13 protein-coding genes are annotated in these 13,438 nt (G+C 64.3%); 4 read left to right on the top strand and 9 right to left on the bottom strand.

Annotated elements, in window-relative coordinates; all coding sequences use genetic code 11:
- Nucleotides 1-19 precede the first annotated feature (19 nt).
- The 6 genes from ACFOW6_RS11135 to ykgO form a co-directional block, all read right to left on the bottom strand.
- Entirely contained in the window at nt 20-1,723 is a 1,704-nt protein-coding gene (locus ACFOW6_RS11135) for a sensor histidine kinase (protein WP_382422446.1), read from the bottom strand.
- Nucleotides 1,724-1,957: 234 nt separating this feature from the next.
- Nucleotides 1,958-3,619, bottom strand: a complete 1,662-nt coding sequence (locus ACFOW6_RS11130; protein ID WP_382422445.1) for a sensor histidine kinase — start codon at nt 3,617-3,619, stop codon at nt 1,958-1,960.
- Between the two features lie 244 nt (nt 3,620-3,863).
- Nucleotides 3,864-5,153 carry a glycolate oxidase subunit GlcF gene (glcF, locus tag ACFOW6_RS11125; RefSeq protein ID WP_382422444.1) on the bottom strand — a complete coding sequence of 430 codons (1,290 nt, stop codon included), beginning with the start codon at nt 5,151-5,153 and terminating at the stop codon, nt 3,864-3,866.
- Nucleotides 5,154-5,157: 4 nt separating this feature from the next.
- A complete protein-coding gene (gene glcE, locus ACFOW6_RS11120; RefSeq protein ID WP_382422443.1) occupies nt 5,158-6,390 on the bottom strand; it encodes a glycolate oxidase subunit GlcE in 1,233 nt (410 codons plus the stop codon).
- Between the two features lie 10 nt (nt 6,391-6,400).
- Nucleotides 6,401-7,888, bottom strand: coding sequence for an FAD-linked oxidase C-terminal domain-containing protein (locus ACFOW6_RS11115; RefSeq protein ID WP_382422442.1), 1,488 nt, complete (start codon nt 7,886-7,888; stop codon nt 6,401-6,403).
- A 213-nt stretch (nt 7,889-8,101) separates the two neighbouring features.
- Nucleotides 8,102-8,227, bottom strand: coding sequence for a type B 50S ribosomal protein L36 (gene ykgO / locus ACFOW6_RS11110; protein ID WP_026988018.1), 126 nt, complete (start codon nt 8,225-8,227; stop codon nt 8,102-8,104).
- A 281-nt stretch (nt 8,228-8,508) separates the two neighbouring features.
- Here ykgO and ACFOW6_RS11105 point away from each other — a divergent pair, with 281 nt between their 5' ends.
- The 4 genes from ACFOW6_RS11105 (at nt 8,509) to ychF (ending at nt 12,213) form a co-directional block, all read left to right on the top strand.
- The gene (locus tag ACFOW6_RS11105) at nt 8,509-9,450 is read left to right on the top strand and encodes a ribose-phosphate pyrophosphokinase (RefSeq protein WP_382422441.1); all 942 of its coding nucleotides are present in this window, start codon (nt 8,509-8,511) and stop codon (nt 9,448-9,450) included.
- Nucleotides 9,451-9,555: 105 nt separating this feature from the next.
- Nucleotides 9,556-10,242 carry a 50S ribosomal protein L25/general stress protein Ctc gene (locus tag ACFOW6_RS11100; RefSeq protein ID WP_382422440.1) on the top strand — a complete coding sequence of 229 codons (687 nt, stop codon included), beginning with the start codon at nt 9,556-9,558 and terminating at the stop codon, nt 10,240-10,242.
- Between the two features lie 87 nt (nt 10,243-10,329).
- Nucleotides 10,330-11,112, top strand: coding sequence for an aminoacyl-tRNA hydrolase (gene pth / locus ACFOW6_RS11095; protein ID WP_382422439.1), 783 nt, complete (start codon nt 10,330-10,332; stop codon nt 11,110-11,112).
- Nucleotides 11,113-11,115: 3 nt separating this feature from the next.
- Nucleotides 11,116-12,213, top strand: coding sequence for a redox-regulated ATPase YchF (ychF, locus tag ACFOW6_RS11090; protein ID WP_382422438.1), 1,098 nt, complete (start codon nt 11,116-11,118; stop codon nt 12,211-12,213).
- Nucleotides 12,214-12,226: 13 nt separating this feature from the next.
- Here the strand turns inward: ychF and ACFOW6_RS11085 are convergent, their stop codons facing one another.
- The 3 genes from ACFOW6_RS11085 to ACFOW6_RS11075 all read right to left on the bottom strand — a co-directional run bounded on the left by ACFOW6_RS11085 (nt 12,227) and on the right by ACFOW6_RS11075 (nt 13,271).
- On the bottom strand, nt 12,227-12,508 hold the full coding sequence (locus tag ACFOW6_RS11085) for a hypothetical protein (protein ID WP_382422437.1): 282 nt from the start codon (nt 12,506-12,508) through the stop codon (nt 12,227-12,229).
- Between the two features lie 107 nt (nt 12,509-12,615).
- Complete coding sequence (locus ACFOW6_RS11080) at nt 12,616-12,996, bottom strand: type II toxin-antitoxin system VapC family toxin (RefSeq protein ID WP_382422436.1); 381 nt, start codon at nt 12,994-12,996, stop codon at nt 12,616-12,618.
- On the bottom strand, nt 12,993-13,271 hold the full coding sequence (locus tag ACFOW6_RS11075) for a type II toxin-antitoxin system Phd/YefM family antitoxin (protein WP_382422435.1): 279 nt from the start codon (nt 13,269-13,271) through the stop codon (nt 12,993-12,995). Before ACFOW6_RS11075 ends, ACFOW6_RS11080 begins: the two co-directional genes overlap by 4 nt.
- Between the last annotated feature and the right edge of the window lie 167 nt (nt 13,272-13,438).

Raw genomic sequence — 13,438 nt, 5'->3', positions numbered from 1 at the left:
GGGCAAGAGCCGACGCCCTCTACTGGTTGGAGGCCAGTTGGTGTTGTGGTTGCGGGGCTTCATCGGCCCCGCAGACAACCCGGTCGGGCGGAAGGAGCAGGGTGACCTTGGTTCCCTGCTGGGGAATCGAGTCTATGTCCAGCCTGCCGCCATGCAGTTCGATGAGCGCCTGGCAGATATTGAGGCCGAGGCCGGTGCCTTGCGCATCGCGCACGTAGCTGTTCCTGGCCTGGCCGAATGGCTCGAGTGCCGCGGCGATGCCTTCCTGCGTCATTCCGACTCCCTCGTCGCGGACGCTCACGGACAGGGTTCCATCCTCGTTCTGGCGGGCGTCGATCCAGATGTTTTTTCCGGGTTCGGAGTACTTGATCGCGTTGGACAGGAGGTTCAGCAGGATCTGCTTGAAGGCCAGCGGGTCCAAGTAGAGCTGGACCTCCAATTTACTGGCATGCAAGGAGATCGTCTTGCTGTCCGCCAGGTTCTTCACGAGTGTCATGCTCTGCTCCAGCAGGTCCGCCAGCTTGACCTGGGCCTCGTGGAGCTCGTAGCGCTGTGCCTCGATCTTCGACATGTTGAGGATGTCGTTGATGAGGTCCAGGAGATAGTTGCCACTCGCGTGGATGTCGTTGGCGTACTCCTGCAGGCGCTCGGTCGGCAGGGGCCTGATGCGGTCCTGGCGCATGAAATCGGAAAACCCGATGATGGCGTTCAGCGGGGTGCGCAGCTCATGGCTCATCATGGCCAGGAAGTGGGACTTGCTCTGGCTGAGGGCCGCCGCGGCGTCATAGGCCTGCCGCAGTTCCTCGGTCTGTTTCTCCAGCCCGTCGTGGTAATCACGAAAGAGCCGGGCGCGCTTGTAGGCACGCTGGACGATGAGGCCGATGATCAGCAGCGTGCCACCCGCCATCAGGGCCAGCGGCAAGACCAGGTTCTTCAGCATGGCCGTACCGGGCTGTTCGCTCGTCCAGCGGAGGTTCCCAAGTGCCTTCCCACCGATTGACGCAAGCGCCAGGTGCGGTACGCCATCGCCTGGAGTCCCGGAGGAAAGCCGGAGGTCCTTCAGCAGGAACTGCTCTCCCGATTCGGCAAGAAGGGCGGGGTCGAGCGTGCGATAGAAGAAGAGAACACCGTGAACATCACTGTCCAGCGGCGGTGGGCCTTCGTCCTCCCAGACGATCGCGGCGGCCGCAGCCAGGTGCAGGCCGAATTCGTCGCGGAAGAATCCAGTCGCCGCCTCGGATCCCTCTCCACCAGAGCCTGCCTGAGTCCGGGCTTTCGAGAGGATGGCCGTGACCTCTTCCGGATAGCGGGCGGGGTCGGCAAGATGCTCGGGACTGTGGTCATCCGCGTGGTGGATCAGTCGGTTGTCCGATCCGGCCACCAGGGCGCCATCCATTCCGAGACCCTCGACGACCCATTGCCCTACATTGTCGTCGGCCCACTGTTCGTCGTAGTCGATGATCACATGCTGCGCAGTGTCGTCCCAATAGGCGTAGTCGACGACGAAGTCGGCAATGCCATTGCGCAGCACGGAAATGGAGGAGGCGGCAAGATGACGCTCTGCGCCTTCTGCCACCTCGTTCTGCTCTTGCGCCGTGTGGCAGAGCAGGGCTCCGGCAACGATCAGGAAGATGACGACCAGGGCGATGACGGGCAGCAGCTGGCGATGCACGGACATCAGGCCGATGTCCTGGCTTTTGCTGTGCTCGTCTAAAATCCTCATGCTTGTATGAACGCTCTTCCAGGAAGGGAAAGGAGACCGAGATGCGGGGGGAGCACGGCAAAGCGGTGCCAGGACGACCCCTGGCGTTTCTGCTCAATCTAGAGGCTAGATGTTGAGGAAGGGTAAACAGGCATGGAGTGTATTCGTTTTTCTTCAGGCGCAGCAGGGTATTTCGCTACCACTGGCATGCCAGCGTGTACCGGCGTCGAACCCAAGACATTGTTCAACTCGCCGTCAGGCAGGCGTAATTTTTTCGCTATCTGGAGGTGTTTCGGCGTTGCACAGGGCCGAAAGCACGCGTTCCGCCGGAACATGCAGGGCAACCGTCGTTCCCTGACCGGGCACGGAGCGAATGTCCAGCGTGCCGCCGTGCATCTGCACAAGGGACTGGCAGATGGTGAGGCCGAGGCCGGTTCCCTGCACACCCTTCTTGTGGGCGTCGTCACTTCGCCCAAAGGCTTCCAGCGCCTTTGCGATATCCTCGTCGCTCATGCCGCTGCCTTCGTCGCGGACCCGGATCTCCAGGCCGCCTCCGGCCTGCTGGCTGCTCTCGAGCCAGACATTGGTCCCGGATTCCGAGTACTTCAGGGCGTTGGACACCAGGTTGGCGAGGATCTGCTTGAAGGCCCGGGGGTCGACATTGAGTTCAGCATCCTCGATCTGCTCGTGAAGGGCGATCTGCTTGCCGTCCGCCATGTTTCGGACCAGCGCCATACTCTCGTCGGTCAGGGAGGAGAGCCGGACCCTGCGTTCGTCCAGATCATAGCGCCCGGCCTCGATCTTGGAGAGGTCCAGGATGTCGTTGATGAGCGAGAGGAGGTAGCTGCCGCTGGAGTGGATGTCCCGAGCGTATTCCTGGATCCGCTGTATGGGCAGGGACTTCACGTAGTCCTTCTGCAACAGTTCCGAAAAGCCCAGGATGGCGTTCAGCGGCGTGCGCAGCTCGTGACTCATGGTGGCGAGGAAGCGCGACTTGCTCCGGCTCAGGGCCTCGGCTTCCTCCTTGGAGGCCTGCAGTTCCTGCGTCCGCTGCTCCAGCAGGCTGTGATAATGCTGGAAGAGGCGGGCCCGCTTGTAGGCGTGGCGCACGAAGAAAATCGACAGCACGAGCTTGATCAGGACGGCAACGGCGAGAGGCAGGGCCATCTCGCGCAGCATACCCAGGCCTGGACCCGTGCTGGGCCAGCTGAGAAGCGCCACCGGTTCCCCGGCATGCGAATTGAGCGGCAGATGTGCGGCACTGCCTGATGGTTGTTCCGTGGCTATTTGCAGGGCCTCGAATCCGAGCCCGGAGGCCAATTCCTCGAGGAAGCTCTCGTCGAAGGTCAGGAAGACGACCAGCACGGCATGGGAGCCCTCTTCCACGACATGGTCCCTGGTGTCCTCCCAGACGAGCGGGGCGGCGGCTGCCATGTGCAATCCCTTGTCGTCCCGGAAGAAACCCGTGGCGGCTTGAGGGCGCTCGCCGGGAGCGCCCGTGTTCTGCCGCGCCGCTTCGATCACGCCAGTCACCTCGTCCGGAAAGGCAGAGGGATCGTCCAGATGACCGGAGCCATGCCGATTGGCATGATGGACAAGGCGGTTCTCGCTCCAGACAACGAGTGCCCCGTCAAGTTGCAGCCCTTCGATGGCCCAGCTCCCGATGTTCTCCTCGGCCCACTGGGGATCGTGATCGACCAGGAGGTTTTCTATGCTGTCATTGTCGTGGGCAGTGGCCAGCGTGTGATTGGCCATGCTTTCCTGACGCAGCGAGATGCCCTTCTCGGCAATCCTGCGCTCGGACTCCAGCGCCAACTCATATTGCTTTTGCGCCGTATCGTATATGAGGGCTGCGGCCAGGATGAGAAATCCCAGGGCCAGCATGAAGACGGGCAGCAGCTGACGCGGCCAGGACATCAACCTGTCCTCTTTGTCCGGGCCGGCTTTCACGAGGTCCCGTCTCCGGAAGCGATGTGGGAGCGGGAATCCTTGAGCACTGCTGACCTCCTGCCATGTGAGTCGTCGCTGACGGGCTGCAGCTTGCAGGACTGCCCCGCTTCATCTCCGTGACAGGCGGAGGTATAAGCGCATTATGTGAAAAAGATCAATACAATACGGGAATAACGTCCGGTATGGAGCGGATCCGCTGTCTGCTCCCTGTTCAAGCCAGGCCCGGCGGGCGCGGCCCGCCGGTGGCCCAGTCGAGCAGTTCCACGGTATGAACCACCGGCATGTCGGCGCCGCCGGCGATCTGGGTGATGCAGCCGATGTTGCCGCTGGCGACGATCTCGGCGTGCGTCTGTTTCAGATGCCCGATCTTGCGCTCCTTCAGGCGGTTGGCAAGGGTCGGCTGGGTCAGGTTGTAGGTGCCGGCCGAGCCGCAGCAGATGTGGCTCTCGGCCGGTTCCACCACCTCGAAGCCGGCCGCCTGCAACAGGGTCTTGGGCGGTTGGCGAACCTGCTGGCCGTGCTGCAGCGAGCAGGCCGAGTGATAGGCAACACGCTGGCCGGTGGGACGCACGGGCTCGGGCAGTTCGAATTCGGCCAGCAGTTCCGAGACGTCCCTGGTCATGGCGGAGATTTCGGCGGCCTTATCGGCATAGTCGGGATCCTCGCGCAGCATGAAGCCGTAGTCCTTGACCGTGGTGCCGCAACCCGAGGCATTGATGACGACGCCGTCCAGCCCGCCTTCGCTGTCCTTCAGCCTGGACCAGGCGTCGATGTTGGCTTTCGCCGAGGCGAGCGCCGGCTCCTCCTGGCCCATGTGATGCACCAGGGCTCCGCAGCAGCCGGCGCCTTCGGCCACGACAACCTCGACCCCCATGCGGGTCAGCAGGCGCACCGTGGCCTCGTTGATGGCCGGGGACAGCACCTGTTGGGCGCAGCCGTTCAGCAGGGCGACGCGGGCACGCCGTTCCCCTTCGGCCGGGAAGACCTGGGGGCGGTCCACCGGCGAGGGCGAGGGCAGCTTGCGCGGCGCCATGTCGAGCATGGTCTTCAGACGGCCCGGCAGGAAGCGCGCCAGCGGGCGGGCGAGCTGGGCGCCGATCAGCGCCAGGCGGAAGCGGCCCGGATGGGGCAGGACAGCCGCCAGCAGGGTGCGCAGGCTGCGGTCGGGCAGGGGACGCGTGTAGGTCTCGGCGATATGCTTGCGGGCGTGATCGACCAGATGCATGTAGTTCACGCCGGAGGGACAGGTGGTCATGCAGGACAGGCAGGACAGGCAGCGGTCGATGTGGGTCACCACCTTCTCGCTGGCCGGCTTGTCGTTCTCCAGCATGTCCTTGATCAGGTAGATGCGCCCGCGCGGGCTGTCCAGCTCGTCGCCCAGCAGGACATAGGTCGGGCAGGTGGCGGTGCAGAAGCCGCAATGCACGCAGTTGCGCAGGATCTGTTCGGATTCCCGGGTATCCGGATCGGCGAGCTGGGCGAGGGTGAAGTTCGTCTGCATGGGCTTAACTGTCCGCGTACATGCGCCCGGGGTTGAGGACGCCGCTGGGGTCGAAGGCGGTCTTTATGCGCGCGGAAAGTGCGGCCTTGCCAGGCTCCTGGGGCTGGAAGACCGCCACCGAGGCGCGCAGGGGATCGGGGGCACGCATCAGGGTGGCGTGACCGCCCGCCTCGGCAATGGCCGAACGCACGATGGCCTCGCCGCCGTCGTCATCGCCGCCGGCGGAGTCGAAGCCGATCCACAGCAGCCCGCCGCCCCAGTCGTAATAGTGCTGCCCGTCGCGCTGCTCGAGGATACGCGCTGCCGTCCCGGCGGCCGCGCTCGGCGCCGTGGACAGGCGCCAGACAATCTGCTGTGGGGCCTGTACGAAGGGCTCCAGGGCGCCGACCTTGGTCCAGAAGTCGCGCGAGTTTTGGCCATGCAGTTCCTCGGTCTCACCATAGGCGGAGAGTTCACTGCGCAGCGCATCGCAGCGAAAGAGAGCCGAGGGCTCGGGGCCCTCGACCCGCACAGCGGTGACCGCACGGCCCGCGTCCGATACCCGGGACAGCTCCATGCGAGCCGCCGTCGCGGCCGGCAGGTGGGCGGCGGCCGAGACTTCGTGCGGTGTCCCCAGGGCCTGGGACAATGCAGAGACTGCCTGGCGATCGTCGAGCCCGTAGACCAGGACCGTGCGCAGTTTCTCGGAAACCGGCAGGACCTTGAGTGTGACCTCGGTCATCATGCCCAGCGTGCCGTGGGAGCCGGCCAGCAGCTTGCTGAGGTCGTAGCCGGTCACGTTCTTGACCACGCGTCCGCCCGACTTGACGGCCTCGCCGCGGCCGGTCACGGCCGTGAAGCCCAGGAAGTGGTCGCGCGCCGCCCCGCTCTTGATACGCCGCGGTCCGGAGAGGTTGCAGGCCAGCAGGCCGCCCAGCGTGCCTTCGCCGTCGCCATGGCCGTAGAAGGCCGAGAGATCCGGTGGCTCGAAGGCCATGTCCTGTCCCTTGGCCAGAAGCGCCGCGCGGATCTCGGAGACAGGCGTTCCAGCGCCGGCCGAGAGCACCAGCTCCTCGGGTTCGTAGAGGCGGATGCCGCTGAAGGCCGAGAGCGAAACCGTTTGCCGGGCCTGCACGGGGCGACCCAAGCCGTCCTTGCTGTTGCTGCCGGTGATCTTGAGGGGCTGCTTTTCGGCCACGGCCCAGTTCACGAGTTCGAACAACTGGTCCGGACTGTCCGGGCGCAGGATTTCCGTCATGGGAGGGCCCTCAGAACCGGGGGATGTCGGGGAAGGGCAGCTGGCCCCGGTGGATGTGCATGCGTCCCAGCTCGGCACAGCGGTGCAGCTGCGGGAAGACCTTGCCGGGATTGAGCAGGCTGTCGGGATCGAAGGCGCACTTCACGCGTTGCTGCTGGTTCAGGTCGATCTCGGAGAACATGGAGCCCATGAGGTCGCGCTTCTCGACCCCGACTCCGTGTTCGCCGGTCAGCACGCCGCCCACCTCGACGCAGAGGGTCAGGATGTCGCCGCCGAACTCCTCGGCCTTTTCCAGGTCGCCGGGCTTGTTGGCGTCGTACATGATCAGCGGATGCAGGTTGCCGTCGCCGGCATGGAAGACGTTCACCACGCCCAGGCCGTAGTGTTCGCTCATCTCGCGCATGCGGGTCAGCACATGAGGCAGCTTGTTGCGCGGGATGGTGCCGTCCATGCAGTAGTAGTCGGGCGACAGGCGGCCGACGGCCGGGAAGGCCGCCTTGCGTCCGGCCCAGAAGCGTGCGCGTTCCTCGTCGCTTTCCGAGATGCGGTTGTAGACGGCGCCGTGTGTCTTGGCGATCTCGCTGACCCGTTCGAGCAGGTGGTCGACCTCCACGGGCGGGCCATCCAGCTCGACGATCAGCAGGGCGTCCACATCCAGCGGATAGCCGGCTTTCACGAAGTCTTCGGCGGCGTGGATGGCCGGCCGGTCCATCATCTCCATGCCGCCGGGAATGATGCCCTCGGCGATCACCGAGGCGACGCAGTCGCCGGCGGCCTCGCTGGTCTCGAAGCCCAGCAGCACGGCGCGTGCCGAGGCCGGCTTCTGCAGGATGCGCACGGTGACCTCCGTGACCACGCCCAGCAGGCCTTCGGAGCCGGTCATCAGGCCCAGCAGGTCATAACCTTCGCTGTCCAGGTGCTTGCCGCCGATCTCGAGGATACTGCCGTCGATCAGCACCACCTTGAGGCCCAGCAGGTTGTTGGTGGTCAGGCCGTACTTCAGGCAGTGTACACCGCCGGAGTTCTCCGCCACGTTGCCGCCGATGGAGCAGGCGATCTGGCTGGAGGGGTCCGGGGCATAGTAGAAGCCGGCATGTTCCACGGCGTTGGTAATGCCCAGGTTGGTGACCCCGGGCTGGGCGACCACGCAGCGGTTCTCGAAATCGGTCTCCAGGATCTGGTTGAACTTGCCCAGGCCCAGGACGATCCCGTCCTCCAGCGGCAGGGCGCCGCCGGACAGCGAGGTGCCGGCCCCGCGCGGGACCACCTTGATGCTGTTCTCGTGGCAGTACTGCAGGACCTGCGAGACCTGATCCGTGGTCTCCGGCAACACGACGATCAGCGGAATCTGCCGATAGGCAGTCAGGCCATCGTTCTCGTAGGCGCGTAGCTCGTCCTCGTCATAGATCACGCTTTCCTGCGGCAGGATCTCCTGCAGGTCGGCGATGATCTCGCGCTTGCGCCCGATGACGCCACGATCCGGCTCCGGCATCTGCATGCCTGCATCTCTCCCTTCGACTCCCGCCTGTGGGGCGGAAAGTGGTATTACCAATTTTGAGAGAGTATGAGAATGCCGAGCCCTCTGGTCAATGGGCAGGCGATGGTCCGAACCTCATGCGGGCAACACGAAAAGGCCGCATCGAGAACGATGCGGCCTTCCGCGTCGACTTCAGGCAGCCTCTGCTCCGCTGTGGGCGGAGCCGGCGCCGGTTCAGCCCTGGCGGGCCTTGAAGCGGGGATTCTTCTTGTTGATGACGTAGACACGTCCGCGACGACGCACGACGCGGCAGCCTTTCTCGCGCAGCTTCGCCGTCTTCAGGGAGTTGATGACCTTCATCTTTCTTTCCTCACGACTGTCGCATCCGGCCAGCCTGCACCGACCGGACACCTACCGAATTCGAGGCGCGGAACATACGCGGCGCCTGCCCCGGTGTCAACGCCGTCCCGGCGGGAAACTGCGGCATGATCGGGATTATGCACAGGCATCCGGCTTGGCCGTTTACAGTTATGTGTCCGCTTGATATTTTCCGCGCGCGCTCGGGGGCTGTAGGCGCTTCCGGAAAACCGTTTTTGTCGCTGTACAGGCCTGTACAGCTTGCCAAGGCTGGACCCAAGTTCATGAAAATTCTCACCGGAAACTCGAACCGGTCGTTGTCGGAGGCGATTTCCGCCTACCTGAACCTGCCGCTCACCAAGGTCTCCATGCGCCGTTTTTCCGATATGGAGGTCTTCGTCGAGATCCACGAGAACGTGCGCGGCGAGGACGTCTTCCTGGTACAGTCCACGTCCTATCCCGCCAACGACAACCTGATGGAACTGCTGGTGGCGATCGACGCGCTGAAGCGCGGATCGGCCCGGCGTATCACGGCCGTGCTGCCCTATTACGGCTATGCCCGCCAGGACCGCAAGTCGGGGCCGCGCACGCCGATCTCGGCCAAGCTGGTGGCCAACCTGATCACCGGGGCGGGGGCCGACCGCGTATTGACCATGGATCTGCATGCCGGCCAGATCCAGGGTTTCTTCGATATCCCGACGGACAACCTCTTCGCGGCCCCGGTCTTCATCAAGGACATCATCGACCGCTTCGACGGCGAGCAGCTGACCATCGTCTCCCCCGACGTGGGCGGCGTCGTGCGCGCGCGCGCCATTGCCAAGCGTCTTGACGCCGATCTCGCGATCATCGACAAACGGCGCGAGCGTGCCGGTGTGTCGGAGGTCATGCATATCATCGGCGATGTGCGCGGCCGCCGCTGCATCCTGGTGGACGACATCGTGGATTCCGCGGGCACCCTGTGCAATGCGGCCGGTGCGCTGAAGGATGCCGGGGCCACGGCCGTCTCCGCCTATGTCACCCACGGGGTGCTGTCCGGCGGGGCCGTGGCGCGTGTCTCCTCCTCGCCCATCGAGGAACTGGTGACGACCGACAGCATTCTGGCCACCGAGGCCGTGCGCGTGGCGCACAACATTCGGCAGATCTCGATCGCGCCCCTGCTGGGCGAGGCGATCCGCCGGATCAGCGAGGAGCACTCGGTCTCGAGCCTTTTCGACATGCCGGCCTGAAGGCACGGCAGAACAAACACGGCCGCGACACCCCTGGAGGTCGCGGCGTGTCGCAGCGGCGGGCGCGTTGTCCGCCGCAAATCGCTTGGTCAAGGAGTATGAAACATGAGCGAAACGCGTACGCTGAAGGCGGAAAAGCGTGAACGGGCTGGCAAGGGGGGAGCCCGTGCCGTCCGCCGGGCCGGCATGGTGCCGGCCGTCATCTATGGCGCCAAGAAAGACCCCGTCCTGATCACGCTCGAAGAGCGCGACATGGTCCGCGAAATCTATACGCCGGGCTTCTTCACCCACCTCTTCAACATTGAGGTCGGCGGCAAGAAGGAACAGGTCCTGGCCCGCGACGTGCAACTGCACCCGGTCAAGGAGCTGCCGATGCACGTGGATTTCCTGCGCGTCTCGGCCAAGAGCCGCGTGAGCGTCGAGGTGCCGGTTCACTTCATCAATGACGAGGAATGCAAGGGCATCAAGGTCGGGGGCGTGCTCAACGTTGTGCGCCACACGGTCGAGCTGGATTGCAGTGCCGCCAACATTCCGGAGTACATCGAGATCGACCTGACCGGTTACGATGTGGGCGATTCCATCCACATCAGCGAGGTCTCGCTGCCCAATGACGTGGCCCCGACCATCACCGACCGCGACTTCACCATCGCCACCATCGCCGCGCCGAGCGCCCTGAAGGGCGAAGACGAGGAGGAAGAAGGCGAAGAGGAAGAATCCGAGGAAGGCGAAGCCGACGAGGAAACCTCCGCGGAGGAGGGATCCGAGGAGGCCGAGGAATCTTCCAAGGAGTAAGCTTGTTGCCCGGCCTGTCGGGATCGTGCGGCCCTGCCGTCGTCCCGGCGGGCCGGCCGGTTCCCTGACCCGGAAGGAGAGAGTGCCATGCGGCTTTTCGTGGGACTGGGAAACCCGGGCCCGAACTATGCGCGCAACCGGCACAACATCGGCTTCATGGCGCTGGACGCCCTGGCGGAACAGCAGGGCTTCTCTCCCTGGCGCCAGCGTTTTCAGGGTGTTTGTGCGGAAGGCACCCTGGACGGCGAGAAGGTGCTGGCGCTCAAGCCCATGACCTACATGAACAAGTCCGGCCAATCAGTGGGCGAGGCCGCGCGCTTCTACAAGCTGTCGCCCGACGAGGTGGTGGTCTTCCACGACGAGCTGGATCTCGCCTGCGGTAAGGTGAAGATGAAAACCGGCGGTGGGCATGCAGGACACAACGGCCTGCGCTCGATCATCGCGCACCTGGGCGCCGATTTCCGCCGCGTCCGCCTGGGGATCGGGCATCCGGGCGACAAGGCGAAGGTCCATGGCCATGTGCTGAGCGATTTCTCCAAGGGCGAACAGCAGACAGTGGAGCGCCTGCTGGCGGCTGTGGGCCGGGAGGCATCGTTGCTGGTACCCGGAGACGGGAAATCGGACGGGACCTTCATGTCCAAGGTCAGCCAAGCCATGCAGCCACCCAAGGACACTGCAGCGAAGAGTGCTGCGGCAAAGTCGAGCGGCAACGGGGAGACGGCAGAGCGGCAGCCAGCCGCGTCCGAGGCGACTGAGGATTCCGGGCCGCAGCCGGCCGGGACGGCCGGCAAGCACGAAAACGCTACGACATTGGGCCAGGCCCTGAAGAACGCCATGAAGCGCCTGGGCGGAAACAATACGGAAAGCTGAGACATGGGATTCAAATGCGGGATCGTCGGGCTGCCCAACGTGGGCAAGTCCACCCTGTTCAATGCGCTGACGGAAACCGCCGCGGCCGAGGCGGCAAACTATCCCTTCTGCACCATCGAGCCCAACGTGGGCCGCGTGGCGGTGCCCGACCCGCGCCTGGAGCACCTGGCCGGGATCGCCAAGTCGGCCAAGGTGATTCCCACGCAGCTCGAGTTCGTGGACATTGCCGGGCTGGTGCGTGGGGCTTCAAAGGGCGAGGGGTTGGGCAACCAGTTCCTGGCCAATATCCGCGAGGTCGACGCCATCGCCCACGTCCTGCGCTGCTTCGAGGGCGAGATCACGCATGTGGATGAAACCGTCGATCCCATCCGCGATGCCGAGACGGTGGAGACGGAGCTGCTGCTGGCCGACCTGGAAAGCGTCGAACGGCAGCTGGAGTCCAGCGCCAAGCGTGCCAAGGGCGGCGACAAGGAGGCGAAGCAGCGCGTGGCGGTGCTGGAGCCGGTGGCGGCTGCCCTGCGCGAGGGCCAGCCGGCTCGCACCGTCGAGGTCTCGGCCGAATTGCTGCCCACCTTCCGCAGTCTGAACCTGCTGACCGCCAAGCCAGTGCTCTATGTGGCCAATGTGGAGGAAGCCGCGGCGAAGGACGGCAACACGCTTTCCGAGAAAGTGCGCGCCCGCGCCGAGGAAACCGGTGCCGGCTTCGTGGTCATCTCGGCCGCCATCGAGGCCGAAGTCGCCTCGCTGGGCGACGACGAAGAAAAGGCCGCCTTCCTGGAGGAGCTGGGACTGGAAGAATCGGGGCTCGCGCGTCTGATCCGGGCCGGCTACAGCCTGCTGAACCTGATCACCTTCTTCACCGTGGGGCCCAAGGAGGCCCGCGCCTGGACGGTGGCGGTCGGCGCCACGGCCCCGCAGGCTGCGGGCGTGATCCACAGCGATTTCGAACGCGGCTTCATCCGCGCCGAGACCATCACCTACGATGACTACGTCGCCCTCGGTGGAGAGCAGCCCTGCAAGGATGCCGGCAAGATGCGCGCGGAGGGCAAGGAGTATGTCGCCCGCGACGGCGACGTCTTCCACTTCCGCTTCAACGTGTAAGGCGCGCGAACCGTCAGCTCACCACATAGGTCATCAGCGCACAGCCGATCAGGAACTTGATCAGGCCGCCCAGGATGATGCGTCGGAAGAGGTCGCGCAGACCGCTGTAGATGAGGTAGAGACCGAAGGCCAGCAGCAGCCAGGCCAGCCAGTCCGCATTCTGCAGCCCGACGCCGCGCGCCAGCCCGTCGAAGAAGCCGTCCAGGGCCCCGGAGACGCCATCCCAGATCGCCGCCGCCAGCCGCCCGATCGCGGCAATGATGCTGCCCAGCGCCTCGCCCAGCCATTCGAACATCAGTGGATATCCCCCCGAGTACGTCCTAGTTGCGGTTTAGCGGTCCCGAAGGGGACAAGGCAAGGACGTTGTATGAGTCTGTTACGTCCGTGAGGACTGGATAGCTTTCAGACTTGCAGGATTTCGATGTCATAGCGTGCCATGATGCTGTCTGCAGAGATCAGGATCAGTTCCTCCATCAAGGCCTGAGCAATCAACATCCGATCAAAGGGGTCCTGGTGCAGCAGGGGGAGCCTCTGAATCGCCAGGGCATGTGAAGACGTGATGGCAAGTTCTTCCATGCCTTGCTGCTTCATGTCGTCGGGCAGGGTCGCCGGAAGGTCCAATCGGCCGAGTGTCGCCTTGATGGACGCCTCCCAGATGGAGGCTGCACTCACATGGAGCGCGTTCTCCGGATCCGCTATTACCTCATATGCATTCGGGGAAATGCGCTCAGGCTCTGCAAGCCACCACAGGAGCACATGCGTATCGAGAAGGAACCCCTTCACGTTTTACGGCCTGTCGCGCCGTCGTCCTCGGACCCGGAGGTTTCACAGCCGAAGGCCGCAGCGATGTCGCTTGGCAATGGATCATCGAAGTCGGGCCCAATGCGCAGCTTTCCCCGTAATACGCCAGCTTCGCGCTTGATCTTCGGAGTCTCATAGCGAAGCAGGCGCGCAACAGGTTTGCCGGCGCGGCTGATGATGATCTCTTCTCCCTCTGCAGCCTGATTGATCAGTCGGGAGAAGTGGGTCTTGGCCTCATGGATGTTCACGGTCTTCATGGAGCGTCCACACTCTGCAGCCAATCCGTATATGGACTAACTTAGGCTGCATACTCATAAACGGGATTCCCAAATTGGGTGATTTATGATTCCCCTTTGTCCTCTGTAGAGCAAGCTACGGAGGACAGATGAGCCGGCGGCGTTACGAACTGACGGATTACGAATGG

Origin of the sequence: Fodinicurvata halophila (assembly GCF_042651425.1) — a bacterium.
GTDB lineage: Bacteria > Pseudomonadota > Alphaproteobacteria > Kiloniellales > DSM-21159 > Fodinicurvata > Fodinicurvata halophila.
The sequence above is the reverse complement of the archived record's forward strand: the minus strand, read 5'-3'. Positions and strand labels throughout refer to the sequence as shown.

Bases quoted from the DNA above. Each gene is read 5' to 3' on its own strand.
- ACFOW6_RS11085 (WP_382422437.1), bottom strand. From the start codon at position 12,508: ATGTTCGAATGGCTGGGCGAGGCGCTGGGCAGCATCATTGCCGCGATC.
- ACFOW6_RS11130 (WP_382422445.1), bottom strand. From the start codon at position 3,619: ATGTCCTGGCCGCGTCAGCTGCTGCCCGTCTTCATGCTGGCCCTGGGA.
- ykgO (WP_026988018.1), bottom strand. From the start codon at position 8,227: ATGAAGGTCATCAACTCCCTGAAGACGGCGAAGCTGCGCGAGAAAGGC.
- ACFOW6_RS11075 (WP_382422435.1), bottom strand. From the start codon at position 13,271: ATGAAGACCGTGAACATCCATGAGGCCAAGACCCACTTCTCCCGACTG.
- ACFOW6_RS11105 (WP_382422441.1), top strand. From the start codon at position 8,509: ATGAAAATTCTCACCGGAAACTCGAACCGGTCGTTGTCGGAGGCGATT.
- pth (WP_382422439.1), top strand. From the start codon at position 10,330: ATGCGGCTTTTCGTGGGACTGGGAAACCCGGGCCCGAACTATGCGCGC.
- ychF (WP_382422438.1), top strand. From the start codon at position 11,116: ATGGGATTCAAATGCGGGATCGTCGGGCTGCCCAACGTGGGCAAGTCC.
- ACFOW6_RS11100 (WP_382422440.1), top strand. From the start codon at position 9,556: ATGAGCGAAACGCGTACGCTGAAGGCGGAAAAGCGTGAACGGGCTGGC.
- ACFOW6_RS11135 (WP_382422446.1), bottom strand. From the start codon at position 1,723: ATGAGGATTTTAGACGAGCACAGCAAAAGCCAGGACATCGGCCTGATG.
- ACFOW6_RS11115 (WP_382422442.1), bottom strand. From the start codon at position 7,888: ATGCAGATGCCGGAGCCGGATCGTGGCGTCATCGGGCGCAAGCGCGAG.
- glcE (WP_382422443.1), bottom strand. From the start codon at position 6,390: ATGACGGAAATCCTGCGCCCGGACAGTCCGGACCAGTTGTTCGAACTC.
- glcF (WP_382422444.1), bottom strand. From the start codon at position 5,153: ATGCAGACGAACTTCACCCTCGCCCAGCTCGCCGATCCGGATACCCGG.